Source organism: Acidovorax soli (genome assembly GCF_014207955.1).
GTDB lineage: Bacteria > Pseudomonadota > Gammaproteobacteria > Burkholderiales > Burkholderiaceae_C > Acidovorax > Acidovorax soli_A.
The window spans coordinates 83829-110063 of sequence record NZ_JACHLK010000006.1 but is presented as its reverse complement, the minus strand read 5'-3'; the positions used below and the strand labels follow the sequence as shown (position 1 = coordinate 110063).

The window sequence follows — 26235 nt, the reverse complement described above, 5'->3', positions numbered from 1 at the left end:
ATGGGGCGGTCATGCCGCGATTTCAGGGCAAAACGGCCCGGGGGGCCATTGCACTGAGCGGCTAAGACTTAGGTCGTAGAGCGGTCGAGCAGGTGCAGCAGCAGCGCGCGCAGCTTGCCGGGACGCACCGGCTTGTGCAGCACGGCATGGCCGCTGTCCGTGGCCTCGCGCAAGCGCTCTGGCGCGGTGTCGCCCGTCACCAGAATGCCGGGGACGGGGCGGCCGCAAAAGGCCACCACCTTGGCGATGGCCTGCGCACCGTTCTCGCCGCCGCGCAGGCGGTAGTCGCTGATCACGATCTCGGGCAGGGGGGCGCCCGAGCGCAGCCGCTGCAGCAGTTCGTCCGCGCTGGCCGCAGCGGTCCAGGTGCAGCCCCAGTGTTCGAACAGCTGGCGCATGCCCTCCAGCACGATGGGGTCGTCGTCGATCGCCGCGATCGAGCGCCCCCGCAGCGACTGCAGCCCGCCGGTGGCCGGGGTGGCCGCTGGCGGCCCCGCGGGCGCGGCGGCGCTGCTGGCATCGCAGACGGGGACCGTGATCGTGAAGGTGGAGCCGCAGCCCGGGGCCGAGCGCAGCGACACCGGATGGTCCAGCATGCGGCTCAGGCGGTCCACGATCGCCAGGCCCAGGCCGACGCCGTGGCTGCGGTCCCGCTCGGTGTTCTGCACCTGGTAGAACTCCTGGAAGATCTCCCGGTGCAGCTCGGGGGCGATGCCGGGCCCGCTGTCGCGCACCTCGATGCGTACCGTGCCGGCCCGCAGGCGGCAGGCCACCAGCACCGTGCCGTGCGGGGTGTGTTGGATGGCGTTGCTCACCAGGTTGCGCAGCATGCGGTCCAGCAGCGCTGCATCGCTGCGGACGGCCGTGCCCGGCGCCGGGCCATGCAGGGCAAAGCGCAGGCCCTTGCGCTCGGCCACGGGGGCGAACTCGGCCTCGATCCGTGCCAGGGTGCGCCACAGGGGGATGGCCTGCACGTCGCACGCGATCACCCCGGCATCGAGCTTGGAGATGTCCAGCAGGGCGTTGAACTGGTCCTCTAGCGTGTGGATGGTGGCCGTGATGCTGTGCAGCAGGTGCTGCGAGGGCGGGTCGGCGTCGATGCGCGGGCGCAGCGATTCGAAGAGCAGACCGAGCGCATGCATGGGTTGGCGCAGGTCGTGGCTGGCCGCCGCGAGAAAGCGCGACTTGGACAGGTTGGCGTAGTCGGCCTGCTCCTTCTGCAGTTTCAGTGCGTCGATCAGGTCCATGTTCTCGAAGCGCAGCGTCAGCGAGCGCTGGATCATCGCGTGCACGTTGTGCGCAAAGGCCAGCGTGGCGAAGGCCAGGGCCAGGGTCAGGCTGATGAACAGCACCCTGGCGCCGGATTCCATGCCCGCCACGCCCAGCAGGGTGAGGCCCAGCATGGGCACGATGTAGCCGTAGAACAGCCGCCGGTCCGTGGAAAGGAAGGCAGCGCCACCGAAGGCCATGCCGGTGATGGCCGGGAACAGGACCTGGTGCACGTGGGACGATGGGAGCAGGGCCGGTGCGAGCCCGGCCGCGCCCCACACCAGGCCGGTGCCCCAGGCGATCGTGGCGAAGCGCTGCTGCGCCGCATCGACGTCCGTCGGCACGGGCCCGGACAGGGCGCGCCGGTAGCGCAGGTAGTCCCAGGCCCCCTTGGCCGTCAGGGCGCCGCTGAGCCCGCACCATGCCAGCAGGATTCCGGCGGGCACTGCGTTCCACAGCGCGGCCACCACGAGCAGGCACAGGCCGAAGTTCGCGCTCAGCGTGAAGGGGTAGTTCCGGTAGATCAGCCGCACCTGCTCGGTGCGCATGCGGGCAGTCCAGGCGGCGTCGCGCATGGGGCGGGACGGTCAGGACGGGCCGGTGCCGCGCTGGAACAGCGCCACGATGGCCTGGGCCCGCGAGCTGACGTTGAGCTCGCGCAGGATGGCCGTCACATGCACCTTGACGGTGTTCTCCGTGAGGTTCAGCGCGCGCCCGATCTGCTTGTTCGACTGGCCCTGCGCCATCAGCTGCATCACCTGCTGCTGCCGCTCCGTCAGGCCGAGGGGGCCGTCCCGGGAGGGCGCGGCAGGCGCATCGCCGTCCTGCAGCAGGTGCGAGGGCAGGTAGGCATCGCCCGCCAGCACCAGGCGCAGGGCATGCTCCATCACCTCGGCGGACGAGGCCTTGGGAATGAAACCGAGGGCGCCCAGGCGCAGCACCTCCAGGGCTTCGTGCCGGTCTTCCGAGGCCGAGACCACCACCACGGGCAGGGCCGGGTGCTGGCTGCGCAGCGTGGCCAGGACCTTCATCCCGTCCAGCCCGGACAGGCGCAGGTCGAGCAGCACCAGGTCCAGGTCGTCGCCGAGCAGGGGGCGGGCCTCATCGTAGGAGGCGCATTCGAGCACCGTGGCGGCCGGGTCCAGCCGCGCCATGATGCCCTTGAGGGCCTGGCGGAACAGGGGGTGGTCTTCCAGGAGCAGAAACTTCACGGTGCTTTGTCGGCGGCGGCAATGGCGCGGGGCGAGCGCAATGTAGCACTTCCGCCCCCGTGCCCCGGCCGAGGCCCCCGGGGGCTAAGCGGTGGGCGTGCGCAGCTCGCGCCGCAGGATCTTGCCCACGTTGCTCTTGGGCAGCTCGTCGCGGAACTCGATGTACTTGGGGCGCTTGTAGCCGGTGAGGTTCTCCTGGCAGAAGCGGGCCACGTCTTCCTCGCTCAGCGCCGGGTCGCTCTTGATCACGAAGATCTTGATCGCCTCGCCCTGTTTCTCGTCGGGGATGCCGATGGCCGCGCATTCGACCACGCCCGGGCACAGCGAGACGACCTGCTCGAGCTCGTTGGGGAAGACGTTGAAGCCGCTGACCAGGATCATGTCCTTCTTGCGGTCGATGATGCGCGTGTAGCCGCGTTCGTCCATGATGCCGATGTCACCGGTGCGCATGAAGCCGTCGGCCGTGAACGCCTTGGCGTTCTCCTCGGGCTGGTTGTAGTAGCCGGTCATGACGTTGGGGCCGCGGATGCAGATCTCGCCCGATTCGCCCTGGGCCAGGCTGTTGCCCGCATCGTCCTTGATGGCGATGTCGATGCCCGGCAGCGGCAGGCCGATGGTGCCGCTGAACTCGGTGTTGGTCACCGGGTTGTTGGTGCCGATGGCGCAGGTCTCGCTCATGCCCCAGCCTTCGATCATGGTGTTGCCCGTGACCTTCTGCCACTGCTTGGCCGTGCCCTCGGAGGCGGCCATGCCGCCGGCCTGCGACACGCACAGGTGCGAGAAGTCGAGCGCGCGGAACTGCGGGTTCTGCAGCAGCGCATTGAACAAGGTGTTCACGGCGGGCAGCATGTGGAAGGGGCGCTTCTTGAGCTCGGCCACGAACTTGGGGATGTCGCGCGGGTTCGGGATCAAGGTGAGGCTGGAGCCCTGGCGGATGGCCAGCAGGCACAGCGTGAGCGCGAAGATGTGGTACAGCGGCAGGGCTGCGACGCTGTTGGCCTTGCTGAGGTCGCCCACCTTGGACAGCGCAGGGGTGAACCAGGCCTCGGCCTGCAGCGTGGCGGCCACGATGCAGCGGTGCGTGAGCACGGCGCCCTTGGACAGGCCGGTGGTGCCGCCCGTGTACTGCAGGAAGGCGATGGAGTCGAGCGTGGCCTGGCTGGGCGCCAGGCTGCGGCGCTCGCCCAGGGCCAGTGCCTTCTTGAAGGGCACGACCTTGCGGCCGTTGGTCAGCGGCAGCTCGTAGGCCGGCACCATCTTGGCCAGGTGGCGCACGGCAAACGTGATCCAGTGGCCGAACCAGAAGCCCAGCAGGTCGCCCATGGAGGCCATGACCACATGCTGCACGGCCGTGTTGTCGATCACCTCGGCCAGGGTGTGGGCAAAGTTCTCCAGGATCACGATGGCCGTGGCGCCCGAATCCTTGAGCTGGTGCTGCAGCTCGCGCGCCGTGTACAGCGGGTTCACGTTCACGCAGGTGTAGCCGGCGCGCAGCACGGCAGCCATGGTCACGCCGAACTGCGGCACATTGGGCAGCATGATGGCCACGCGTGCCCCGGGTTCGAGCCCCAGGCCTTGCAGGTAGGCGCCCAGCGCGCCAGACAGGCGGTCGAGCTCGCCATACGACATCCACTGGTCCATGCAGACCGAGAAGGGGTTCGATGCGTTCTTGCGGAACGATTCCTCCAGCATATGGGCCACAGAGCGGTATTGCTCGGGCTTCACGTCATGCGGGACGCCCGGTGGGTAGCTCTTGAGCCAGATCTTTTCCATGCGCTTTCCTTGTGCTCACCAGTAGATAGATGGGCACAGATTGTGGAAGTGCAGGCGGGAGGCCGGCTACCGGGCTTGTCCTAGGGTGCGGGCCAGTTCGGTCCCCGAGGTGACAGCATCGCCATCGAACAGCTGGTTCATCAAGGCCTGTTCGCGCTGCTCGATGGTGGCCAGGAACTGCTCGACCGCACCGCGCTGGCGCGCGAGCTGGCCAAAGGTGTCGAAGCCGGCTTCGAGGAACTGCTGCAGGGCACCCATGCCCGCCGCCGTGGCGGGCCCGCGCATCATGCGCAACATGGTGCGCAGGCCGGGCGCCCGGGTCAGGCGCGCCAGATCGCGGCCCATGGCCAGCACGCGCGCCAGCTGCTGCTGGCGCCCGCTGCGGTCGCCCACGGCACGCCAGGCAGCCACGTAGCGCACAGCGTCGCTGGCACTGGCATCGGCCTGCGGCCAGGCACGGCCCATGTCCTGGTCCAGCACCTCGGTCTGGGCGTGCAGCACGGCCAGTGCCACGGCAGTGTCCACCACGGGGCGCGGAAACATGGTCTGCAGCGTGCCCGCGATGCGTGCGAACTGCTGGTCGCGCGCCGTGTAGTCGCGGTCGCTGTAGAGTTCTTCGAGGAAGAAGCGGGCGGCCGGGCCGAACGAGGGCGAGGCCATCAGGTCGGCATAGGTGCCGGAAAAGCGCCTGGCCTGCAGGGTCTTGACGGTGGCCACGGCGGTGCCCAGCACGGCATCGCCCGTGCGCTGCTGGCGCAGTGCCGTGACATCGGCAATGCTGTCGCGGATGGTCTGGGCCGCGTCCATAGGTCCCCTCTCCTGAGCCCGCACAATGCGGGCATGCCATTAGACCCTGTTCAAAATGGCCTTGAACAGCCTCCGTTGACCGGAAACAACTCCACTGCAAACCATGATTGCGCGCTGGCAAAAAATCCTTCTCCTGATCCTGGCGCTGGCCGAAGCCGCCTGGCTGGCCTGGCAATGGCCGCAGTCCCCGGTGCGCGCGCTGCTCGGGGCGCTGGTGCCGCTGGCCCTGTTCTGGCTGGTGATGGCGGTCGAGTTCGTGCTCATGCACCACCTGAACCGGCGCGATGGCGCGCGCCGGGCGCGCACCGGGCAGGTGGTGCGCGCCTGGTGGGCCGAGGTCTGGGTGGCCCTGGTGGTGTTCTGCTGGCGCCAGCCGTTTCGCCACAAGGCGGTGGCGGATTGGCTGCCGGCGCAGGCCACGGGCCGCCGCGGCGTGGTGCTGGTGCATGGTTTCATGTGCAACCGGGGGTTGTGGCTGCCCTGGCATGGGCCGCTGCGCGCGCAAGGCCATGCCCACGTGGCGGTGAACCTGGAGCCGGTGATGGGCTCCATCGACGACTATGCCGCGATCATCGAGGACGCCGTGCTGCGCGTGACGGCTGCCACCGGCATGGCACCGGTGCTGCTGTGCCACAGCATGGGGGGGCTGGCGGCACGGGCCTGGTTGCGCGCGCATGCGGCCGATGCGCGCGTGCACCGCATCCTGACCTTGGGTACGCCGCACGGCGGCACCTGGCTCGGGCGCTTCAGCCGTGCCGTCAATGGGCGCCAGATGAGCCTGGCGGGGGACTGGGTGAAGACCCTGCTCAATGCGGAGCCGCAGGGGCGCGCGCAGCGCTTCGTGTGCTGGTACTCCAATTGCGACAACATCGTCTTCCCGGCCAGCACCGCCATGCTGGCGGGTGCGGACAACCGCTTTCTCGATGGTCCGGCGCACGTGGAAATGGCGCTGCAGCCTGAGGTCATGGCGGCCTGCCTGGCCGAGATCGGCAGGGACTGAGGGCCGCGCGGCCGCCTAGTCGATCTTGATCTTCGCCGCGCGGATCAGGAACTCGTACTTGCTGTTCTCCGAGCGCACGAACTGCGCGAAGCCGTCCAGTGTGAGCTCTTCGGGCGTGATGCCCATCTGCTTGAATTTTTCCTTGCCGGCGGGCGATTGCATGACCGCCGTGAACGCTGCCGCATAGCGCTGCGCGTCGGCCTGGGGCAGGGCGGCCGGGGCGAACAGGCCGAACCAGGTCGACACATTGAAGCCCTGGACCGAGTCGTTGATGCTGGGCACCTGGGGCAGGGCCTCGTTGCGGCTCAGGGTCGTCACGCCCAGCGCGAGCAGCTTGCCCGAGCGGATGTGCGGCAGCGCCGACGCGAGGTTGTCGAACACCAGCAGCACCTGGCCCGATTGCAGCGCGGCCAGTGCAGGGTTCGATCCCTGGAAGGGCGTATGGCCCATCTTGGTGTTGGTGAGCGACTTGAACATCTCGGCCGAGATGTGGCCGATGCTGCCGTTGCCGCCCGAGCCGTACTTGGCCTGGTCCGGGTTCTTCTTGAGGTACTGCACCAGGTCGGGCGTGGTCTTGATGCCCAGCTTGGCGGCCTGCTCGGCGTTCACCACCAGCACATTGGGCGTGCGGGCCACGAGCGAGATGGGCTTGAAGTCCTTGATCGGGTTGTACGGGAAGTTCTTGTACAGCCAGGGGTTCACGGCGTGCGTGGCCACGGCCCCCATCAGCAGTTGGTTGCTGCCGGCGGGCGACTTGGCCACCAGGTCGGCGCCGGTGCCGCCACCGGCGCCGGGCTTGTTTTCCACCTTGATGGCGCCCAGTTGCGCAGCCGCGCCCTCCGCGATGATGCGCGCCGACGTGTCCAGCGGGCCGCCCGCAGGGTAGGGCACCACGATGGTCATCGGGGCGGACGGGGTCTGCGCCAGGGCGGCGGTGGCCGCCGCGGCCAGGGCGACGCTGAACAAGCTGCTACGGAGCGACATCGGGATCCTCTTGATTTCCGGGAACGCGCAGTATAGGCATCTGTACAGGGTTTACCCTTTGTTACCGCATGGGTGTTCCTCGGATCGAGGCCCCTCCTGCCGGGGCGCGGTGGCGGTCAGGGGCGTGCGCCCGTGGCCTGCAGGGCGCGCAGGGCCAGGGCGGCGTCCACCCGCTGCAGCTCTTCGGCCGAGAACAGCTGCTGGCGCAGGGCCTGTGCGGCGGCCTCGCCCTGCCGGGTGCGGGCCTGGGTGAGTTCGTCGAGCCGGCTTTGCCAGTGCTGCTCCTCGCGGTCCAGCTGGGCCAGGGCGTGGGCGGCCTGCTCGCCGTACTGGGCGCTGCGCGCCACATGGCGTTGCACATCGCCGACGCCCTGGGCGTTGAAGGCCGCGGTCTGCGCGGCCGCATCCAGGTGGGCGGTGGCGGCCGCGCGTTCGGCGCGGCGCTCGGGGGCGAGTTCGGATTCGGCGGCGCGCAGTGCGCTGGCACGCTCCTGCGGCGAGAGCTGGGTGTTGCGCGCAATTTCCAGGCGCGCCAGGGTGTAGCGGTCGAGTTCGGCCTCTTGCGCGAACAGAGCGTCGTGCTCGTCGTCCTGGAAATGCTGCTGCCGGACCTTCTGGCGTGCCTCGATGGCATCGCGCAGGGCGCGCGGGTCGCTGGGGTCGCGCGGCGGCGACAAGGCGCCCAGTGCCACACGGTAGTCCACATAGCGCTCGGCCAGCGCCAGGGCCCGGGTGGCCAGGGCCGCGGGGAAACGCTGGCCCACCAGCTGCGCCAGGCGCTGCTTGAGGGCTTCGGGGTCGCTGGCTTCGCCGGCCTCGGCGATCAGGGCCTCCAGCGTGTGGCGCAGGCCCGGCACCAGCAAGGGGTCGGCGCCGCCCGCCACGGAGGCCGCCGACGCAGCGGCGAGCGCTGCGGACGCAGGCGTGAGCGCCGCCGAGGCCGCCGTGCGGGCAGGCGGTGCCGCGCCGGCAGCAGGCGCTGCTGCGCCGAGGCCCGGGCCGCTGTCCTGGCTCGCCTCGGCCCGCCAGGCGCGCCAGCCGAGCACGGCAGCGACCAGCAGCGCCAGGGCAATGGCGGTCACAGCGGGGCGGGGCAGGCGGTCCATGGCACCGATCATCGCAAACAATTACAGGCCGGCTGCCTTGAGGCGGTTGGCCTGCTGGCGGTACAGGGTGACCGGGTCGGTCGAGAACCAGTCGCGCAGGCCCACGAGCTGGTTCACCTCATCGAGGTGGTTCTGGCGGTAGTCGCCCAGGTGGGTGCCCAGCCGCGAGGAGCAGGCCGAGACCAGGCCGTCGTTGGCCTCGCCGAACACCAGGCCCAGCACGCCGAGCAGCGCGTCGCTGGCGTCCAGCACGTTGGTCAGGGTCTTGGTGCCGGTCCAGGAGTAGTAGCGCACGCCATTGACCAGCTCGGCACCGTTGCCGCAGCCGCTGGTGGGCACGCCTTGTGGAAAGCGGCGGTTGAAGGCGGCCGAGCCGGCCGTGGTCAGCGAGTCGAGGGCCGCCGTGGGTGTCTGCGGCAGACCGGTGCCGCCCGAGGTCAGGTTGATCAGCGCCACCAGTGCCGTGGCCGCGCCATTGGCAATGGTCTCGGAGACCGAACCCGCAGGCGCCACGCCGCGCACGATGTCGGCCACGCGCGAGCCGCGGTTCACCCCGCCCACCGAGGTCACCGAGGCGACCTTGCCCGGGGCCACCCCGGCCACATAGCGCGCCGTGGGGCCGCCATGCGAGTGCCCGACCAGGTTCACCTTGGCGGCGCCGGTGATGGCCAGGATGTTGTTCACCTGCGCCAGCAACTGCTCGCCCCGCACCTCGGTGCTGTTGGCGGCCGAGACCTGTGCCACGTAGACCTTGGCGCCCCCCTGGCGCAGCGCGTCGGGAATGCCGTAGAAGTAGTCCACGCCAAGCGCCGAGTCGAAGCCGAACAGCCCGTGCACCAGCACGATGGGGTAGCGCGTCTGCGTGTACCCGGCCTGTGCGTGGGCATGGGCCCCCAGGAGCAGTGTCGAAGCGGTAGCGGCGAGCGCGAGTCGCCGCAGAAGGCGGCCAAAGAAACCGGTCATGTGCTTGTCTCCGTTGGTGGATATTTTTTGGTTTTCGCAAAAAAGAACGACCGTTCGTTTTTGCGGTATTCATTGTTCTTTGGCCGGCCCATGTGTCACTATCGGGACATACCCGAGTTTGGTGAAGGGCCATCGCGGCACGCTCCAATTTCGTAAAATCCTGCGCCATGACTGCTTCCAACGCACTTGACAAGCTGGATCGGGCCATCCTGCGCCGTTTGCAGGAAAACGGCAGGGAGACCTACGACGTGATCGGCGAGCAGGTGGGACTGTCCCCGAGTGCCGTGCTGCGCCGGGTCAAGCGGCTCGAAGACGCGGGCGTGATCGCGCGCTACGTGGCCCTGGTGCCGCCCGAATCCGTGGGCCTGGGGCTCACCGCCTACCTCAATGTGCGCCTGGAAAAGCACACCGAAAGCCACAAGCGCAATCCCATGGATGTGTTCCGCGCCAGCGTGCAGACCTGGCCCGAGGTGGTCGAGTGCGCTTCACTCACGGGCGAAATGGACTACCTCTTGCGCGTGGTGGTGGCCGACATGGCGCACTACAGCCGCTTCATCATGGACACGCTGCTCAAGCACCCCAGCGTGCAGGACTGCAAGACCAGCTTCGTACTGGACCGCGTGAAGGCGACCACCGCAGTGCCCGTGTGACAATCCCCGCGCCGCGGCGGCCTGCTTGCGGCGTTCCAGGGAGGGACTGTTCGTGATCGCCATCGACGACCTGCATTTCGGCTATGGCCGCAACGCGCTTTACCAGGGCTTCTCGGCCCAGGTGCGCCAGCCCGGCATCTACGGCCTGTTCGGGCGCAATGGCAGCGGCAAGTCCACCCTGCTCAAGCTCCTGTGCGGGCTGCTCACCCCCTGGGCGGGCCGCATGCAGGTGCTGGGCCAGGTGCCGCGCGAGCGGGCGGCCGATTTCCTGGCCGGTATCTGCATCGTGCCCGAGGAATTCCACCTGCCCAACCTGACCACGGGCCAGCTGGCGGACACCCAGGGCGTGTTCTACCCGCGCTTTTCCAAGGCCCTGTTCGGCGAGTACCTGGCCGAGCTCGAAGTGCCCACCGCCAGCCGCTTCGAGGCCATGAGCCTGGGGCAGAAAAAGAAGGCAGCGATCGCCTTCGCGCTGGCCACGGGCACGCCCCTCCTGCTGATGGACGAGCCCACGAACGGTCTCGACATCGTGGGCCGTGGCCAGTTCCGGCGCCTGGTGCAGCGGCCCGAGCATGCCGAGCGCGCCGTGCTCATCAGCACCCACCAGGCGCACGACCTGGAAAGCATCCTGAGCCACATCTGGTTCATCGACCAGGGGCAACTGGCCTTGTCGGCCCGCATGGCCGATCTGGCCGGGGTGCTGCGCACCGGCGTGGCAGGTGGCGAGCAGGATTTGCCGGCCGCGCAGGACCTGCTCTACCAGGAACGCATTGGCCAGCAGATCGCCTATGTGGCGCGGCATTCCCCATCCGAAGCGCAGACGCCGGCGGCGGACGGTTCCGTGCAGCTCGAGCTCCTCTACAAGGCACTGAGCCTCAACCGCGATGGCATGCTGGCGGCGCTGGTGCCAGCGCAGCAGACAGGCCTGTCCCTGGCGCAGGCATGAGCATGGAATTCATCCCTGTGCGCGCCCCCGAATCGCCGACCTTCTCGTGGGCGCGTTGGCGGCGCCTGGCGCGGGCCCAGTGGGCCGAGCAGCGTCCGCAGTACCTTGCACACCTGCTGGTGTGCGGCATGCTCTACATCGCGCTGCTGCTGTTCTTGCTGGGGGTGTCAGGCTTCTCCGCGTTCCAGACCCCGGTGCAGGTTTCGCTGTACTTTGGGGGTTTGTTCCTCACGGGCTTTGTGTTTGCCGGGCGCTATTTCGGCGCCATGGCGCAGCGCGAGTCGGCCTTGCTGGCCCTGATGCGGCCCGCGTCGGTGTTCGAGAAATGGCTGCTGTGCGCCGTGGTGGTGGCCATGGCCTACCCGCTGGCCTACAGCCTGCTGTTCCTGGCGATCTCCTGGCCCGTGCAGCAGATCGCCATGGCCGTGCGCTCGGCCCTGGAGCCGCAGACCTTCAAGCCCGAGGACTATGTGCTCTTCGTGCCGCTGGCGAAAGTGTCCGCGCAGCAGGCCATGCCGGTACCCCAGCAGGCAGGCCTGCTGATCGGCTTCTGGGCCTTGCAGGCGTTTGCCGTGGCGGGCTCGCTCTACTACGCGCGCGCGTCCCTGCTCAAGACCCTGGCCCTGGGCTTTGCGCTGTTTGTGCTCACGGCGCTGGTGTGTTCCGTGGCGGGGGTGCGGGGGGAGGTGCTGTTTGCCTGGTGGTCTTCGCGCCGGTCCGTGCCCTTGGATGCGGGCGTCCAGGCCATCAATGTGCTGCTGTGGATCGGTTTGCCGGCGCTGCTGTGGCTGCAGGCCTATGTGCACCTGAAAGAAAAGGAGCTGCAGTGAACCCCTCTGTGGCCCGACGGCATCCCCCACCCCGGCGCGGGCGCTGGCTTTTTCTGGCGACGCTGCTGCTGTTCTGGATGCTGCTGTTCGCGAGCGGCATGGACCGCTTCAAGCGGCCTGATCCCGCCGCCGTGGCCTACACCGTCGAGGCCCAGGCCTTGGCGGGCGTGACCGGTCTGCGGCTGGAGGAGGCGGGCGACAACGCCTCGCGGCTGTTGGTGCGCGTGGTGCTGGACGATGTGCCCGATGTGCGGATCACCGTGCAGTCGCGCCCCGGGGATGGCGATGGTCCGGACCCGCTGCTCGGGAAATTCCCGGGGCTCACCGCCTCCCGCGAAGGCGACACCCTGGTCCTTCATTGGACCGAAGCCCCGGCGCCCGCCGGTGCCCAGCCCAGGCGGCATGGGAAGTCCATGGTGTGGATGGATGAGATCGTGCTGCCCGCCCAGTTCCGGCACCTGGCACTTGCACGTGCCCGCATCGAAGCCCAAGTCCCCGTGGAACGGCTGGAGGTGGCGGGGCAGGCGATCGCCGTGCGCGGCACCGTCCAGCACCTGGACCTGTGGTCTACCCAGTGCCGGCCTTGCGGCACCTGGAGGGTGCCTGGAGTGGCCGAGGATCCGGCCCAGTGCGCGGAACGCACCCGCCGGGGCACGGCGTCGATGGAAGTGAATGCCGCGCGCATGCGTTCGCTGCGGGTGGACGCGCGTGCCGGACAATTGGATCTGTCGGAGACCCAGGCCCTGGAAAGCGCGGTTCTGCAATTGGGTGACTCCGTGGCACTGTCGGTGGACCGGGCGAGCGTGTTGCAAAAGGCGCGCGGCAGCGCCCGTGATGCGGTCCCGGGCCTGCCTGCCGCCTGCGGCCTGCCGGCTGCGGCAGCCACGCCCGTGCCTGTGCTGTCGGCCTACACAGCGCAGGCCGAGGCCCCGCCCGTCCGCCGGCTGCCTTGAGCGGCGGATTGCCAACACCGGGCGCGCCCCGCGTGGCCAGGGGGGTTGCTCTTGCATCCTGCGGCTGGCAGGCTTAACGTGGCGTTGCCAAGCCGGTGGGCCATGGGGCGGACATGTGCCCGATGCCGCCATCAAATTGCTATGAAATGAGTAGCTATTCATGCAAGATGGGCATTGCATGATCCCATTTTTCTAAGGAATTCGACGTGCCTCACTATTTTGCTGCGACGCAGCAAAAACCGCTGGAAATTCCTAGGGAAAACCCTTATATTTGGAGCCATGTTCGCTACCAAAGACTGGCTCAAGGCATCCTGGGACGCGGGCCGGGGCATGCTGCGCCCGGTCACGGGACGCCCGCATGAAAGCGAGGACACCATGTCTGCACCGCTGATGGTCCCCATCCGTTCGCTCGGTCCCTCGTACCGTGAGCGCATCACGGCCCACCTGTTGCAGCTGGAGCCTGCCGACCGCTACCTGCGTTTCGGCTATGCCGCCAATGACGAGCAGATCCGCCGCTATGCGGACCAGCTCGACTTCAACCGCGACGAGATCTTCGGCATCTACAACCGCCGCCTCGAACTCATCGCGATGGCCCACCTGGCATTTTCCGAGCACCCCGAGTACAAGCACTGCGCGGAGTTCGGCGTTTCCGTGCTCAAGCAGGCCCGGGGCCGGGGCTTCGGTGCGCGCCTGTTCGAGCGCGCCGTGATGCATGCCCGCAACGAAGGGGTGAACATGGTGTTCATCCATGCGCTGTCGGAAAACACCGCCATGCTCAAGATTGCGCGCAACGCGGGCGCCCAGGTGCGCCGCGACGGCTCGGAGTCCGAGGCCTACCTGCAGATCGCGCCGGCCAGCCTCGATACGCGCGTGGCCGAGCTGGTCGAGCAGCAGTTCGCCGAGGTGGATTACCAGCTCAAGCGCCAGGCCAAGCAGTTCTGGGACTTTCTGGCCGGGGTGCAGGAAGTGCGCAGCGGCGTGCAACACGCGCGCCACCAGTCCGCCGAATAGGCAGCGCAGCACGGGGTAGGCCGGCCCGCACCGGGCTGCGGCCGCCTGGACGACAGGCGCTGTCACAACAATCCGCTATCCTAGAGCCCTGATCCACTACCGCACGTCCTGCACAAGAGACAGTGTCTGACCCGCACCCCGGGCGATTGCCCGAAAAGGAAGACAAGCGCACCTTCCTGCAGAAAGTCGCCGAGTTCATCCACCCCGGACCGGACTCGACCGAAGAGCTGATCGAAACGCTGGCCGAGGCCGAGGACAACGACGTCATTGGCGCGGAATCCCGTGTGATGCTCGAGCGTGTCATCCGCATGGCCGACATGACGGCGGGCGATGTCATGGTGGCTGCGCCACGCATGGACCTGGTCAACATCGACGCGCCGTTCGAAGACCTGCTGTACCTGGTCATCACCACGGCGCACTCGCGCTTCCCGGTGTTCCAGGGCGAGCGCGAGAACATCATCGGCATCCTTATGGCCAAGGACCTGCTCAAGCTGCAGCGGGCACCCGAGCTCAACATCCGAGCGCTGCTGCGCCCGGCCGTGTTCGTGCCCGAGAGCAAGGGCCTCAATGACCTGCTGCGCGAGTTCCGCGGCAACCGCAACCACCTGGCCATCGTGATCGACGAATTCGGCCGCGTGGCAGGCCTCATCACCATCGAGGACGTGCTCGAGCAGATCGTCGGTGAGATCGAGGACGAGTTCGACATTCCCGAGGACGCGGGCGACATTTTCGCCCTGGCCGACCGGACCTACCGCGTGAGCGGCGACACCCCCATCGAACGCGTGGCCGAATCCTTCGAGGTCACGCTGCAGGGCAGCGACCGCGAGGAGGCGTTCGACACCATCGGGGGGCTCATCGCCCACGAGATGGGCCATGTGCCCCGGCGCGGCGAGCATGTGCAGCTCGGTGGTCTGCATTTCGTGGTGCTGCACACCAAGGGCGGCGCCGTGCGCTGGTTCAAGGTGTCGCGCATCGAAGAGAGCCAGGCTGGCGGCTGATGGGGCTGGTGCGCGGAACGCAGGCATCCCGGATCGCCTTGCCCTTGTGGATCGCCGTGCTGGCCGGGCTGGCGCAGGCGGCCTCGCTGGCGCTGCCCTGGAATGGCCAGCCCCAGTGGTGGCTGCAGATCGCATCCCTGGCCGTACTGGCCTGGCAGGTGCGCGCAGGGGCCCCCACCTGGCGCCGCGGCGCGCTGCTGGGGTTTGTGTTCGCCACCGCGTGGCTGTGCGGCACCTTCTGGTGGCTCTACATCTCCATGCACACCTATGGGGGGCTGGCTGCGCCGCTCACGGTGGCCGCCATCCTGGGGCTCGCTGCCTTCCTGGCCAGCTATTACGCGCTCGCGCTCGGGGTGTTCTGTCGGCTGGCCGTGGTGCACCGCGCAGGCGCAGCCCTGCTGTTCGGCGCCGTCTGGCTGTTGGCCGAAATGGCGCGGGGCTGGCTGTGGACCGGGTTTCCCTGGGGCGCGGGCGGTTACGCCCATGTGGACGGGCCGTTGGCCGTGCTGGCGCGCTACGTCGGCGTCTATGGCCTGGGCTTTGTCACGGCGGTCCTGGCCATGCTGCTCGTGCAGGTGCGTGCCAGCGACCTGCGCAGCCTGCGCGCCTGGGTTCTGGCGCTGGGAGGGCTGGCTCTGCTGGGCCTGGCCACCGCGGACCGCCATTGCGCCGTGGAGCTGTGCCACACGCCGGCGGTGCGCGCCCCTGCGCCGCTGCAGCTGGCGTTGTTGCAAGGCAATATCCCGCAGGACGAGAAGTTCCAGCCCGGCTCGGGCGTCCCCCTGGCGCTGCAGTGGTACCGCGAGCAGCTCGATGGCGCCAGCGCCTCGCTGGTCGTGGCGCCCGAGACAGCCATCCCTCTGCTGCCCCAGCAACTGATACCGGGCTATCTGGAGGGCATCGCCAAGCGCTATGCCAGCGGCTCGCAGGCCGTGTTGCTGGGCATTCCGCTGGGGGACGAGGCCGAGGGCTATACCAACTCCGTGCTGGGCGCCCGACCCGGCCTGACCGCGCCCTACCGCTACGACAAGCACCACCTGGTGCCCTTCGGCGAGTTCATCCCGCCCTTCTTCAAGTGGTTCACGCAGATGATGAACATCCCGCTGGGCGATTTCAACCGGGGTGGGCTGGGCCAGGCGCCGTTTGCCTTTGCCGGCCAGCGCATCGCCCCCAACATCTGCTACGAGGATCTGTTCGGCGAAGAGCTGGGCGTGCGCTTTGCCGACCCGGCCGGCGCGCCCACGGTGTTCGTCAATTTCAGCAACATCGGCTGGTTCGGCAACACCGTGGCCATCGACCAGCACCTGCACATCAGCCGCATGCGTGCGCTGGAGTTCGAGCGGCCCATGGTGCGTGCCACCAACACCGGTGCCACGGCCATCATCGACCACCGGGGGGTGGTCACCCACCAATTGGAGCGCCACACGCGTGGCGTGCTGCTGGGCGAGGTGCAGGGCCGGGGCGTGGACGCGCAGCAGGGCTGGGCGATCACGCCCTATGCCTGGTGGGTGTCGCGCTGGGGCCTGGTGCCCCTGGCCGCGCTGGCGGGCGCCATCGTGCTGGTGACCGCGCTCGGGGCCGGCCGGCGAGGCCGGGGCGGGACCGCCCGAAACCCTGATTTCTGACCGGCACGGGGCTTGATCCTGGTCAGCCGCGGCGGCGGTGCCCCAGTGCCTTGGCAGGCCAATGCGCGGCGCAGGTCCGCCATGCCTTGATAATAGAGCCCGCAAGCGGGGGCTTGTGTTGCAACCAACAATGATTTGAAGCGGTGTGGCCGCTGTTCTGGAGCACGACTGAAAATGGCTGATTCCTTTTCCTACGAACAACTGATCGCCTCGGGCGAGGGCAAGCTGTTCGACGCCGACAGCGGGCGTTTGCCGCTGCCGCCCATGCTGATGTTCGACCGCATCACGCACATCGACAGCGATGGGGGCGAGCACGGGCTGGGAAAGATCCGCGCCGAGCTGGACGTGCGTCCCGACCTCTGGTTCTTTGCCTGCCACTTCCAGGGCGACCCGGTCATGCCCGGCTGCCTGGGGCTCGACGCCATGTGGCAACTGATCGGTTTTTACCTGACCTGGCTGCGCCTGCCCGGCAAGGGCCGCGCCTTGGGCGCTGGCGAAGTCAAGTTCACGGGCGAAGTGGGCCCGGACGTGAAACTCGTCACCTATGAGATCGACATCAAGCGCGTGATCAAGCGCAAGCTGGTCATGGCCATCGGCGATGCCCGCCTGTACGCCGACGGCAAGGAAATCTACGTGGCCAGCGATTTGCGCGTGGGCCTGTTCAAGCGCGAGGAAGCAGGCGCAGCCGCTGGGGAGGCCGCATGAAACGCGTCGTCATCACGGGCACGGGCATCGTCTCGTGCATTGGCAACGACAATGCCACCGTCACCCAATCCCTGCGCGAAAGCCGCCCGGGCATCCGCGCCATGCCCCAGTTCACTGAACTGGGCATGCGCAGCCAGGTGGCGGGCGTGCCGCAGATCAACCTCGAAGAGCTCATCGACCGCAAGCAACTGCGCTTCATGGGCGATGCGGCGGCCTACGCGCACATCTCCCTGGCCAACGCCATCGCCGAGTCGGGCCTGACGCCCGAGCAGGTGTCCAATCCGCGCACCGGCCTCATCATGGGGTCGGGCGGCGGCTCGCCGGCCAACCAGATCGAGGCGGCCGACATCCTGCGCAGCAAGGGCATCCGCCGCGTCGGGCCTTACCAGGTCACGCGTTGCATGAGCTCCACCGTGTCCGCCTGCCTGTCGACCAACTTCGGCATCAAGGGCATCAACTACTCCATCACCTCGGCCTGCAGCACTTCGGCCCACTGCATCGGCGCCGCTGCGCAGCAGATCGCCTGGGGCATGCAGGACGTGATGTTCGCCGGCGGCGGCGAGGAAGTCAGCTGGGGCATGGGCCTGCTGTTCGACGCCATGGGCGCCATGTCCAGTGCCTACAACGCCACGCCCGAGAAGGCCTCGCGCGCCTACGACGCCAACCGCGACGGTTTCGTGCTGTCGGGCGGCGGCGGTGCCGTGGTGCTCGAAAGCCTGGAGCACGCGCAGGCGCGCGGCGCCACCATCCTGGGCGAAGTCATCGGCTTCGGTGCCACCTCGGACGGTGCCGACATGGTCGCCCCCTCGGGCGACGGCGCCATCGCCTGCATGCGCCAGGCCATCGCCACGGTGGATGGCCCCATCGACTACATCAACACCCACGGCACCTCCACGCCCGTGGGCGACGTGCCCGAACTGCGTGCCATCCGCGAGGTCTTCGGCGACGCGATTCCGCCGTTCTCGTCCACCAAGTCGCTCACCGGCCACTCGCTGGGCGCCACCGGGGTGCAGGAGGCCATCTACTGCCTGCTGATGCTGCGCCAGGGCTTTATCGCCGGCTCGGCCAACATCGAAACCCTGGAGCCCGCCGCGGAGGGCATGCCCCTGGTGCGTGAGACGCGCGATGCACCGATCCGCACCGCGCTGTCCAACAGCTTCGGCTTTGGCGGCACCAACGCCAGCCTGGTTCTGCGCCGTTGGGATAACTGATTCGAGCGTTTCCGATGGACCCGCCATCCCGCAAGGGATGGCGGGTTTTTTCATGCCACCTTGGCCGACAGGGCCTGGTGCAGCAGCCCGGGCAGCATGGCCAGCATGCGGGTGGCGGGCAGGCCTGGGGGCAGGGCACGTGCGTGGTAGCTGTACAGCGACATGGGTGGCAGCTCGTGCAGCTCCACCGCCACCATGGCCTGCGGGTCGAGCTGGGTGGCGGTGAGGAAGTCCACCACCGTCCAGCCCATGCCGCGGCGCACCAGGTCCAGCGCCAGGCGCGAGGTCTGAACCTGCAGGCCGGGCCCGGCAGGCGTGCCCAGGCGCTGGGCGATTTCGTCGATGGACTGGCGCATGGGGTCGTCGCCCACCAGGCGGATCACCGGCACCTGGGCCAGCCGGGCGGCCGGCGTCACGGCGCGTGGTGCGCGTGTCCACACCGCCTGCGCCACGGCCAGGTACATGCGGCCGCTGACCAGCAGCTCGCTGCGCACCTGGGGGTGCGGGTGCTTGTAGAAGCCCAGGCAGAAGTCCACGCTGCGCGTGAGCAGGGCCTGTGTCATCTGGTCCTGGTGGATAGTGCGCACCTCCACACCCACCTGCGGGTAGCGCAGCGCATGCTCCTGCAGCACCCGCGGCAGGAACTCGTGCGTGATCGAGGGGATGGCGGCCAGGCGCACGTCGCCCGTGTCGCTGGTGCCCAGGTTGCGCGCCGTGCGGCGCAGCGCGTCAAGCTGGCGGTGGATGCCGGTGGACTCGGCTGCCAGCACCTGGGCCTCGGGCGTGGGCGTGAGGCCGGCGGGCGTGCGCACGAACAGGCGGTAGCCCAGTTGCAGTTCGGTGTGCGCCACGGCCTTGCTCACGGCCGAGGGGGTGATGCACAGCAGGCGCGCCGCGGCGCTCATGTTGCCGGTCTGCAGCACGGCCTGGAAAACCTCGAGTTGGCGCAGGTTCATGGGTGTGAGTGAAATTCACAAGGGGTGGCTGATTATTCCCTGTGAGTGTGCGCGAGTCTCTCATACGATCCGGCACCGCCAACGAGCGGGCGAGGGCGGCCACCCGCAGGTGCGGCGGCAGCCCTCTTCAAAAACAACTGTCTGGAGATTTCTGTGATGCGCATTTCCCACCCCATGCACCGCTGGCTTGCCGGCCTGCTGCTCTCGGCCGCTTCGGCCGTGGCCATGGCCCAGGCCGCCCGCCCCCATGTCGTGGTGCTGGCCACCGGCGGCACCATTGCCGGCGCTGGCGCTTCGGCGGCCAACAGCGCGACCTATGCGGCTGCCAAGGTGCCGGTCGACAAGCTGCTGGCCGGCCTGCCGGAGCTGGCCAGCGTTGCGCGCGTCTCGGGCGAGCAGGTGTTCCAGATCGCATCCGAAAGCTTCACCAACGACCACCTGCTGCAACTGGGCAAGCGCGTCTCGGCCCTGGCCAAGCAGGCGGACGTGGACGGCATCGTGATCACCCACGGCACCGATACGCTGGAAGAAACCGCCTACTTCCTGAACCTGGTGGTGCGCACCACCAAACCCATCGTGGTCGTGGGCTCCATGCGCCCCGGCACGGCCCTGTCGGCCGATGGCGCCCTGAACCTGTACGACGCCGTGGGCGTGGCCGCCAGCAAGGATGCCGCCGGCAAGGGCGTGCTCGTCACCATGAACGACGAGATCCAGAGCGGCCGCGACGTGAGCAAGACCATCAACATCAAGACCGAGGCCTTCAAGAGCCAGTGGGGCCCGCTGGGCATGGTGGTGGAAGGCAAGAACTACTGGTTCCGCGCCCCGGTCAAGCGCCACACCAGCGCGTCCGAGTTCAACATCGACGAGATCCAGGCCCTGCCCGCGGTGGACATCGTCTACGGCTACGGCAACATGAACACCACCGGCATCGAGGCCTACGGCAAGGCCGGCGTGAAGGCCCTGGTCCACGCCGGCACCGGCAACGGCTCCGTCGCAGCCCAGGCCGTGCCTGCCCTGCAGGCGCTGCGCGCCCAGGGCGTGCAGGTGGTGCGCTCGGCCCGCGTGCCTGACGGCTTCGTGCTGCGCAACGCCGAGCAGCCCGACGACAAGTACGACTGGGTCGTGGCCCACGACCTGCGCCCGCAGAAGGCCCGCATCCTGGCCATGGTGGCCCTGACGAAGACCAACGACAGCAAGGAACTCCAGCGCATCTTCTGGGAGTACTGATTTTTTGAATTGGCGCACCACGCGTGCGCCGACCGGCTGCCCTTGCGGGCAGCCACCGGTGCGCACCGGCAGACAGACAGCTTGCGCAATCGGTTGGAAAGGCCGGGGCTCCAAAAGGGCCCCGGCCTTTGTACTTGGCGCGGTGTTTCTCACGCCCGGGAGCGGCCTGCGCGAGGCCCGCGAGCGAAGGTGTGCTGCAGCGCCGTAAAATCACCGGTTTGCGTGCGCGAGGGGTTCCCCCGCGCAACGGCCTTTTTCTCCATTCCCCCTTTAATGCCCGGCCCTGGCTCGCCAGCGCCACAGACGCCATGTTGACATTCCAGCAAATCATTTTGAAGCTGCAGTCCTACTGGGACGCGCAGGGTTGCGCCCTCTTGCAGCCCTACGACATGGAAGTGGGCGCTGGCACCTCGCACACCGCCACCTTCCTGCGCGCCATCGGCCCTGAGCCCTGGAAGGCCGCCTACGTGCAGCCCAGCCGCCGCCCCAAGGACGGCCGCTACGGCGAGAACCCCAACCGCCTGCAGCACTACTACCAGTTCCAGGTGGTCCTGAAGCCTGCACCTGCCAACATCCTGGAGCTCTACCTGGGCTCGCTCGAAGCCTTGGGCTTCGACCTCAAGAAGAACGACATCCGCTTTGTCGAGGACGACTGGGAGAACCCCACCCTGGGCGCCTGGGGCCTGGGCTGGGAAGTCTGGCTCAATGGCATGGAGGTGACGCAGTTCACCTACTTCCAGCAGGTGGGCGGCATCGACTGCAAGCCCGCCACGGGCGAGATCACCTATGGCCTGGAGCGCCTGGCCATGTACCTGCAGGGCGTGGACAACGTCTACAACCTGACCTGGACCGAAGGCGCGGACGGCTCCAAGCTGACCTACGGCGACGTCTACAAGCAAAACGAGGTGGAGCAGTCCACCTACAACTTCGAGCACAGCGACGCCGACTTTTTGTTCACCGCCTTCAACGCGCACGAAAAGCAGGCCAAGCACCTGATGGAGCAGCAGCTCGCCCTGCCGGCCTACGAGCAGGTGCTCAAGGCCGCCCACAGCTTCAACCTGCTGGATGCACGCGGCGCCATCAGCGTGACCGAGCGCGCCGCCTACATCGGCCGCATCCGCAACCTGGCCCGTGCCGTGGCGCAAAGCTACTACGAGAGCCGCGAGCGCCTGGGCTTCCCCATGGCACCCCGTGCCTGGGTCGAGCAATTGCCCAAGAAAGCCGCCGCCTGAGCCACCGCCGGAGCCCCTGACAAATGACGACAACGCAAAACCTCCTGGTCGAACTGTTCGTGGAAGAGCTGCCCCCCAAGGCGCTCAAGAAGCTGGGCGACGCCTTCGCCGGCGTGCTGGCCGAGCAGCTCAAGGCCCTGGGCCTGGCCACGCCGGCCTCCACCGTGACCGCCTTCGCCTCGCCCCGCCGCCTGGCCGCCCATGTGACCGCCGTGGCGGACAAGGCCGCCGATAAGGCCGTGCAGCAAAAGCTCATGCCTGTGACCGTGGGGCTGGATGCCAGCGGCAACGCCACGCCCGCCCTGCTCAAGAAGCTGCAGGCCCTGGGTGCGGACCTGTCCAACCCTGCCGCCGCCGTGGCAGCGCTCAAGCGCGCCCCCGATGGCAAGGCCGAGGCCCTGTTCTATGACAGCGTGGTGCCCGGCGCCACGCTCGAAGAAGGCCTGCAGAAGGCCCTGCAGGAATCCCTGGCCAAGCTGCCCATCCCCAAGGTGATGAGCTACCAGCTCGAATCCGACTGCGAATTGCCCGGCTGGACCAGCGTGAACTTCGTGCGCCCTGCGCACGGCCTGGTGGCGCTGCACGGCAGCGCCGTGGTGCCCGTGAAGGCACTGGGCCTCACGGCCGGCAACAGCACGCAGGGCCACCGCTTCGAGGCCGCCGTCTCGCCTGTAGTGCTCAAGGACGCCGACAGCTATGCCGCCACGCTGCAGAGCGACGGCGCCGTGATCGCCTCGTTCGAAGGCCGCAAGGCCGAGATCGCGCGCCAGTTGGCGGCAGCCGCCGCGAAGGTGGGCAACGGCGCCCGCCCCATCGAGGACGACGCCCTGCTCGACGAAGTGACCGCCCTGGTCGAGCGCCCCAATGTGCTGATCTGCGCCTTCGAGAAGGAATTCCTCGACGTGCCGCAGGAGTGCCTGATCCTCACGATGAAGGCCAACCAGAAGTACTTCCCGCTGCTGGACGCTGCCGGCAAGCTCACCCACCAGTTCCTGGTGGTGAGCAACATCAGCCCCGCGGATGCGAGCTTCGTGATCGGCGGCAACGAGCGCGTGGTGCGCCCGCGCCTGGCCGATGCCAAGTTCTTCTTCGACCAGGACCGCAAGAAGACCCTGGCCTCGCGCGTGGACGGCCTGGCCAAGGTGGTCTACCACAACAAGCTGGGCACCCAGGGCGAGCGTGTGGACCGCGTGCGCGCCATCGCCAAGGCCATTGCCGAGCAACTGGGCGACGCCACGCTGGTGGCGCAGGCCGACCAGGCCGCACTGCTGGCCAAGACCGACCTCGTGACCGACATGGTGGGTGAATTCCCCGAGCTGCAGGGCACCATGGGCCGCTACTACGCGCTCAACGATGGCCTGGGCGAGGTGGTGGCCGATGCCATCGAAGACCACTACAAGCCGCGCTTTGCCGGTGACACGCTGCCGCGCAACAGCGCCGGCGTGGTGGTGGCCCTGGCCGACAAGCTCGAAACCCTGGTGGGCATGTTCGGCATCGGCAACCTGCCCACGGGCGACCGCGACCCCTTCGCACTGCGCCGCCACGCCCTGGGCGTGATCCGCATGCTGGTCGAGAAGGACCTGCCGCTGGACCTGAGCGCCCTGCTGGCCGGTGCCGTGCCGGCCTTTGGCGACAAGATCACCGACGCCTCGGCCGCACTGGCCGACTTCATCTACGACCGCCTGGCTGGCAGCCTGCGTGAGCAGGGCTACAGCGCCCAGGAGGTTGATGCCGTGCTGGCCCTGCGCCCGCAGCGCCTGGCCCTGGTCGAAAAGCAGCTGGCCGCCGTGCGCGCCTTCGCTGCCCTGCCCGAGAGCCCGGCCCTTGCCGCCGCCAACAAGCGGGTGGCCAACATCCTCAAGAAGGCCGGTGAAGTGGACGCCCACGTCAACCCCGACCTGCTCAAGGAAAAGGCGGAACAGGACCTGTACGCCGCGCTGCAGCGCTTCGTGCCCGAGGCCAATGCCCAGTTCGACGCAGGCGACTACACCGCATCGCTGCAGACCCTGGCCGTGCTGCGCGCCCCGGTGGATGCCTTCTTCGACGACGTCATGGTCAATGCCGAGGAGATGGACCTGCGCCTGAACCGCCAGGGCCTTCTCAAGAGCCTGCACGATGCCATGAACCGGGTAGCCGACCTCTCCCGCCTGGCGGCATAAATATGGGGCAACCCCCTGAGGCGCTTCGCGCCTTCCCCCTTCTCTCGCATGGCTACGCAATGCGGGAAGGGGGACGCCACCAGCGCGGCAGGGCGGCCTTTGCGCGGTGGCCACTTGCCTCGGCAGTGCGTGAGCTTGGCGCGGTGAACAGGGCACAACGCCCTGCCAAGGCCGCCGGCCTTCTGCTAGGCTGATAGCCGTCACAAGGGGATTCCCATGAAACTCGCCATCCTGGACCGCGACGGCACCTTGAACCCGCTGGGCGAGGATTTCGTCACCTCGCCCGAGGAGTGGACCGCCGTGCCCGGTGCGCTCGAAGCCATCGCGCGCCTGAACCATGCCGGTTGGCATGTGGCGCTGGCCACCAACCAGCCGGGACTGGGGCGCGGGCTGTTCGACGTGGTGGCGCTCAATGCCATCCACGCCAAGATGCACAAGCAGCTGTCGGCCGTGGGCGGGCGCATCGATGCCGTGTTCTATTGCCCGCATGCTCCCGAGGAAGACTGCACCTGCCGCAAACCCGGCCCTGGCCTGCTCGAACAGATCAGCGACCGCTACGGCGTGGAACGCCACGACGTGCAGGTGGTGGGCAGCTGCCTGGCGCATCTGCAGGCGGGCGCCGCGCTGGGGGCGCAACTGCACCTGGTGTGCTCCGGCAGCGCGGCCGGCCTGGTGCCGGGGCAGCCGCTGCCGCCAGGCTACCCCCCGGGCACGCAGGTGCATGCCAGCCTGGCGGCGTTTGTCGAACGGTTGCTCCCGGCGGTACCCCTGATGGCGGTCTGACCCGCTACCCAACCTCTTTCCCACGCGGGTCTGCTGCGCCATGCCGCGGTGACCAGCGCAAGACGATCCTCACACCATGGCACTGATCCGTTCCATCATTCACCTGGTCTGGATGGCGACCACCTGCATGCCCTATGCGCTGCTCATCATGCTGGGCACGCTGTTCGGTGTGCGTGGGCTGCCGCTGTACCGCATTGCGGCCGCATGGCTGTCGCTGTGCATCAGCGGGGCGCGTGTGCTGCTGGGCATTCGCACCCGCATCACCGGCATGGAGCACCTGCCCCAGGGCGAGAACGAGGGCGCCATCCTGCTGGTCAAGCACCAGTCGACCTACGAGACCTTTCTGATGCCCACGATCATGCCGCACCCGCTGGCCTACGTGTTCAAGAAGGAACTGCTGTACGTGCCCTTTTTCGGCTGGGCCATCGGCCGCCTGGACATGATCCACATCGACCGCAGCCAGCGCGCGCAGGCCTTCAACAAGGTGGTGGAGCAGGGCAAGGCGCTGCTGGCCAAGGGCATCTGGATCATCATGTTCCCCGAGGGCACGCGCATCGAGCGCGGCCAGAAGGGCACCTACAAGACCGGCGGCACGCGCCTCGCGGTCGAGACCGGTGCCCCCGTGGTGCCGATTGCCGTGACCTCGGCCAAGGTCTGGGGGCGCAGGGCCTTCATCAAGCGCCCCGGCGTGGTGGACGTGTCCATCGGCCAGCCCATCCCCAGCGCCGGGCGCGAGCCGGAAGAGCTGATGCGCGAGGTCGAGGCATGGATCGAGGCCGAGATGCGCCGCCTGGACCCCGAGGCCTACCCCGCAACGCCTTGATGGCGTATTGACCGGACGACTTTTCCCATGATGCAGCGGCTCGTACAACTGGCGCTGGATTTCTTCACCCCGCCACCGGGTGCCGCACCCGCGCCAGCGCCCAAGGCGGCCGAGCCTGCACCTCCCGCCCAGGCCCCTGTGGCTGCAGCGCCGCCCCGGCCGGCGGGGCCGCCCGCGGTTCCCTTGCCTACGCTGCTGTCGCCCGCCGAATTCCGCCACCCCGCGGCCAAGCGTGAACTGCTGCTGGGCGAGGCGGTGGTCGCCTATGCGCTGCAGCGCGCGCGCCGGCGCACCATCGGCTTCAGCGTGGGGCCCGATGGCCTGTCGGTGCGTGCCCCCAGCTGGGTCACCCTCGGCGCCATCGACGCCGCGCTGCGCGAGAAGTCCGACTGGATCCTGCGCAAGCTCGGCGAGGCGCGCGAGCGCCAGCAGCGCATGGAGGGTGGGCGCATCATCTGGGCCGATGGCGCCGTGCTGCCCTACCTGGGCCAGCCGATCACCGTGGTGCTCGACCCTGCGCACGGCTTCAGCGGCCGTGGCGGCCAGCTCAAGACCTTGGCGGCCAAGGACGGGGCCGACGCAGTGCCTGCGCAGCGCCTGCATATCGGTCTGCCGCACAGCGCAGGGCCCGCACAGATCCGCGATGCCGTGCAGGCCTGGCTGATGCGCGATGCCAAGCGCCATTTCACCGAGCGGCTGGAGCATTTCGCGCCGCTTCTGGGCGTGCGCTGGACCAGCCTGCGCCTGTCGAGCGCGCAGACGCGCTGGGGCAGCGCCAAGGCCGACGGCTCCATCCGCCTGAACTGGCGTCTGCTGCACTACCGGCCCGCCGTCATCGACTACGTGGTGGCGCACGAGCTGGCCCACCTGCGCGTGATGGACCACAGCCCACGCTTCTGGGACACGGTGGCCACCGTCGTCCCGGACTATGCCGCTCTGCGCAACCACCTGCGCGACGAGCCGGCTCCATTGTGGGATTGAGGCGGCGCAGCGCCTGGTAGGGCGGGGCGCGG

Annotated in this window: 24 protein-coding genes; 16 read left to right on the top strand and 8 right to left on the bottom strand. The window is 68.5% G+C overall.

The window, feature by feature from the left end; all coding sequences use genetic code 11:
* Positions 1-68 precede the first annotated feature (68 nt).
* The 4 genes from HNP48_RS16260 to HNP48_RS16245 all read right to left on the bottom strand — a co-directional run bounded on the left by HNP48_RS16260 (position 69) and on the right by HNP48_RS16245 (position 5060).
* On the bottom strand, positions 69-1844 hold the full coding sequence (locus HNP48_RS16260; protein WP_184858813.1) for a hybrid sensor histidine kinase/response regulator: 1776 nt from the start codon (positions 1842-1844) through the stop codon (positions 69-71).
* Between the two features lie 12 nt (positions 1845-1856).
* The gene (locus tag HNP48_RS16255) at positions 1857-2480 is read right to left on the bottom strand and encodes a response regulator transcription factor (RefSeq protein WP_184858810.1); all 624 of its coding nucleotides are present in this window, start codon (positions 2478-2480) and stop codon (positions 1857-1859) included.
* Positions 2481-2564: 84 nt separating this feature from the next.
* Positions 2565-4253: an AMP-binding protein gene (locus HNP48_RS16250; protein ID WP_184858808.1), complete on the bottom strand. Its 1689-nt coding sequence runs from the start codon at positions 4251-4253 to the stop codon at positions 2565-2567.
* A 66-nt stretch (positions 4254-4319) separates the two neighbouring features.
* Positions 4320-5060, bottom strand: a complete 741-nt coding sequence (locus HNP48_RS16245; RefSeq protein WP_184858806.1) for an FFLEELY motif protein — start codon at positions 5058-5060, stop codon at positions 4320-4322.
* 103 nt (positions 5061-5163) lie between these two features.
* Between HNP48_RS16245 and HNP48_RS16240 the strand changes: the two genes are divergently transcribed.
* A complete protein-coding gene (locus HNP48_RS16240) occupies positions 5164-6060 on the top strand; it encodes a triacylglycerol lipase (protein WP_184858804.1) in 897 nt (298 codons plus the stop codon).
* A 15-nt stretch (positions 6061-6075) separates the two neighbouring features.
* Here the strand turns inward: HNP48_RS16240 and HNP48_RS16235 are convergent, their stop codons facing one another.
* From HNP48_RS16235 to HNP48_RS16225, 3 genes are all read right to left on the bottom strand, one after another.
* Positions 6076-7044, bottom strand: a complete 969-nt coding sequence (locus HNP48_RS16235; protein ID WP_184858802.1) for a tripartite tricarboxylate transporter substrate binding protein — start codon at positions 7042-7044, stop codon at positions 6076-6078.
* 116 nt (positions 7045-7160) lie between these two features.
* Positions 7161-8150, bottom strand: a complete 990-nt coding sequence (locus HNP48_RS16230) for a lipase chaperone (RefSeq protein ID WP_260420255.1) — start codon at positions 8148-8150, stop codon at positions 7161-7163.
* Positions 8151-8171: 21 nt separating this feature from the next.
* Positions 8172-9113 carry a triacylglycerol lipase gene (locus tag HNP48_RS16225; RefSeq protein WP_184858798.1) on the bottom strand — a complete coding sequence of 314 codons (942 nt, stop codon included), beginning with the start codon at positions 9111-9113 and terminating at the stop codon, positions 8172-8174.
* 167 nt (positions 9114-9280) lie between these two features.
* Between HNP48_RS16225 and HNP48_RS16220 the strand changes: the two genes are divergently transcribed.
* The 9 genes from HNP48_RS16220 to fabB all read left to right on the top strand — a co-directional run bounded on the left by HNP48_RS16220 (position 9281) and on the right by fabB (position 18042).
* Complete coding sequence (locus HNP48_RS16220) at positions 9281-9763, top strand: Lrp/AsnC family transcriptional regulator (RefSeq protein ID WP_184858796.1); 483 nt, start codon at positions 9281-9283, stop codon at positions 9761-9763.
* 52 nt (positions 9764-9815) lie between these two features.
* Positions 9816-10709, top strand: coding sequence for an ABC transporter ATP-binding protein (locus HNP48_RS16215; protein WP_184858794.1), 894 nt, complete (start codon positions 9816-9818; stop codon positions 10707-10709).
* Positions 10710-10711: 2 nt separating this feature from the next.
* On the top strand, positions 10712-11539 hold the full coding sequence (locus tag HNP48_RS16210; RefSeq protein ID WP_260420254.1) for a hypothetical protein: 828 nt from the start codon (positions 10712-10714) through the stop codon (positions 11537-11539).
* Positions 11536-12492, top strand: a complete 957-nt coding sequence (locus HNP48_RS16205; protein WP_184858790.1) for a hypothetical protein — start codon at positions 11536-11538, stop codon at positions 12490-12492. Before HNP48_RS16210 ends, HNP48_RS16205 begins: the two co-directional genes overlap by 4 nt.
* 279 nt (positions 12493-12771) lie before the next feature.
* On the top strand, positions 12772-13503 hold the full coding sequence (locus tag HNP48_RS16200) for a GNAT family N-acetyltransferase (protein ID WP_184858788.1): 732 nt from the start codon (positions 12772-12774) through the stop codon (positions 13501-13503).
* Positions 13504-13625: 122 nt separating this feature from the next.
* Positions 13626-14501, top strand: coding sequence for a transporter associated domain-containing protein (locus tag HNP48_RS16195; protein ID WP_184858787.1), 876 nt, complete (start codon positions 13626-13628; stop codon positions 14499-14501).
* On the top strand, positions 14501-16126 hold the full coding sequence (lnt, locus tag HNP48_RS16190; RefSeq protein WP_184858785.1) for an apolipoprotein N-acyltransferase: 1626 nt from the start codon (positions 14501-14503) through the stop codon (positions 16124-16126). The genes HNP48_RS16195 and lnt overlap by 1 nt, the downstream gene beginning before the upstream one ends.
* 174 nt (positions 16127-16300) lie before the next feature.
* Positions 16301-16831 (top strand): 3-hydroxyacyl-[acyl-carrier-protein] dehydratase FabA, encoded by a 531-nt coding sequence (fabA, locus tag HNP48_RS16185; protein ID WP_184858783.1) that lies wholly within the window; start codon positions 16301-16303, stop codon positions 16829-16831.
* Complete coding sequence (gene fabB, locus HNP48_RS16180; RefSeq protein ID WP_184858781.1) at positions 16828-18042, top strand: beta-ketoacyl-ACP synthase I; 1215 nt, start codon at positions 16828-16830, stop codon at positions 18040-18042. Before fabA ends, fabB begins: the two co-directional genes overlap by 4 nt.
* A gap of 50 nt (positions 18043-18092) precedes the next feature.
* Here the strand turns inward: fabB and HNP48_RS16175 are convergent, their stop codons facing one another.
* Complete coding sequence (locus HNP48_RS16175) at positions 18093-18998, bottom strand: LysR family transcriptional regulator (protein ID WP_184858779.1); 906 nt, start codon at positions 18996-18998, stop codon at positions 18093-18095.
* 156 nt (positions 18999-19154) lie between these two features.
* On the opposite strand from HNP48_RS16175, the gene HNP48_RS16170 reads away from it, so the two are divergent.
* The 6 genes from HNP48_RS16170 to HNP48_RS16145 all read left to right on the top strand — a co-directional run bounded on the left by HNP48_RS16170 (position 19155) and on the right by HNP48_RS16145 (position 26203).
* Entirely contained in the window at positions 19155-20225 is a 1071-nt protein-coding gene (locus tag HNP48_RS16170; RefSeq protein WP_184858777.1) for a type II asparaginase, read from the top strand.
* A 308-nt stretch (positions 20226-20533) separates the two neighbouring features.
* The gene (gene glyQ, locus HNP48_RS16165) at positions 20534-21457 is read left to right on the top strand and encodes a glycine--tRNA ligase subunit alpha (protein ID WP_184858774.1); all 924 of its coding nucleotides are present in this window, start codon (positions 20534-20536) and stop codon (positions 21455-21457) included.
* Between the two features lie 23 nt (positions 21458-21480).
* Complete coding sequence (glyS, locus tag HNP48_RS16160; protein ID WP_184858773.1) at positions 21481-23616, top strand: glycine--tRNA ligase subunit beta; 2136 nt, start codon at positions 21481-21483, stop codon at positions 23614-23616.
* Between the two features lie 216 nt (positions 23617-23832).
* On the top strand, positions 23833-24399 hold the full coding sequence (gene gmhB, locus HNP48_RS16155) for a D-glycero-beta-D-manno-heptose 1,7-bisphosphate 7-phosphatase (RefSeq protein WP_184858771.1): 567 nt from the start codon (positions 23833-23835) through the stop codon (positions 24397-24399).
* Positions 24400-24475: 76 nt separating this feature from the next.
* Entirely contained in the window at positions 24476-25222 is a 747-nt protein-coding gene (locus HNP48_RS16150; protein WP_184858769.1) for a 1-acyl-sn-glycerol-3-phosphate acyltransferase, read from the top strand.
* Positions 25223-25252: 30 nt separating this feature from the next.
* On the top strand, positions 25253-26203 hold the full coding sequence (locus HNP48_RS16145) for a M48 family metallopeptidase (protein WP_184859302.1): 951 nt from the start codon (positions 25253-25255) through the stop codon (positions 26201-26203).
* Positions 26204-26235 lie beyond the last annotated feature (32 nt).

Bases quoted from the DNA above. Each gene is read 5' to 3' on its own strand.
- HNP48_RS16260 (WP_184858813.1), bottom strand. From the start codon at position 1,844: ATGCGCGACGCCGCCTGGACTGCCCGCATGCGCACCGAGCAGGTGCGG.
- HNP48_RS16250 (WP_184858808.1), bottom strand. From the start codon at position 4,253: ATGGAAAAGATCTGGCTCAAGAGCTACCCACCGGGCGTCCCGCATGAC.
- HNP48_RS16245 (WP_184858806.1), bottom strand. From the start codon at position 5,060: ATGGACGCGGCCCAGACCATCCGCGACAGCATTGCCGATGTCACGGCA.
- HNP48_RS16240 (WP_184858804.1), top strand. From the start codon at position 5,164: ATGATTGCGCGCTGGCAAAAAATCCTTCTCCTGATCCTGGCGCTGGCC.
- HNP48_RS16235 (WP_184858802.1), bottom strand. From the start codon at position 7,044: ATGTCGCTCCGTAGCAGCTTGTTCAGCGTCGCCCTGGCCGCGGCGGCC.
- HNP48_RS16230 (WP_260420255.1), bottom strand. From the start codon at position 8,150: ATGGACCGCCTGCCCCGCCCCGCTGTGACCGCCATTGCCCTGGCGCTG.
- HNP48_RS16225 (WP_184858798.1), bottom strand. From the start codon at position 9,113: ATGACCGGTTTCTTTGGCCGCCTTCTGCGGCGACTCGCGCTCGCCGCT.
- HNP48_RS16220 (WP_184858796.1), top strand. From the start codon at position 9,281: ATGACTGCTTCCAACGCACTTGACAAGCTGGATCGGGCCATCCTGCGC.
- HNP48_RS16210 (WP_260420254.1), top strand. From the start codon at position 10,712: ATGGAATTCATCCCTGTGCGCGCCCCCGAATCGCCGACCTTCTCGTGG.
- HNP48_RS16200 (WP_184858788.1), top strand. From the start codon at position 12,772: ATGTTCGCTACCAAAGACTGGCTCAAGGCATCCTGGGACGCGGGCCGG.
- lnt (WP_184858785.1), top strand. From the start codon at position 14,501: ATGGGGCTGGTGCGCGGAACGCAGGCATCCCGGATCGCCTTGCCCTTG.
- fabA (WP_184858783.1), top strand. From the start codon at position 16,301: ATGGCTGATTCCTTTTCCTACGAACAACTGATCGCCTCGGGCGAGGGC.
- fabB (WP_184858781.1), top strand. From the start codon at position 16,828: ATGAAACGCGTCGTCATCACGGGCACGGGCATCGTCTCGTGCATTGGC.
- HNP48_RS16175 (WP_184858779.1), bottom strand. From the start codon at position 18,998: ATGAACCTGCGCCAACTCGAGGTTTTCCAGGCCGTGCTGCAGACCGGC.
- HNP48_RS16170 (WP_184858777.1), top strand. From the start codon at position 19,155: ATGCGCATTTCCCACCCCATGCACCGCTGGCTTGCCGGCCTGCTGCTC.
- glyQ (WP_184858774.1), top strand. From the start codon at position 20,534: ATGTTGACATTCCAGCAAATCATTTTGAAGCTGCAGTCCTACTGGGAC.
- glyS (WP_184858773.1), top strand. From the start codon at position 21,481: ATGACGACAACGCAAAACCTCCTGGTCGAACTGTTCGTGGAAGAGCTG.
- gmhB (WP_184858771.1), top strand. From the start codon at position 23,833: ATGAAACTCGCCATCCTGGACCGCGACGGCACCTTGAACCCGCTGGGC.
- HNP48_RS16150 (WP_184858769.1), top strand. From the start codon at position 24,476: ATGGCACTGATCCGTTCCATCATTCACCTGGTCTGGATGGCGACCACC.
- HNP48_RS16145 (WP_184859302.1), top strand. From the start codon at position 25,253: ATGCAGCGGCTCGTACAACTGGCGCTGGATTTCTTCACCCCGCCACCG.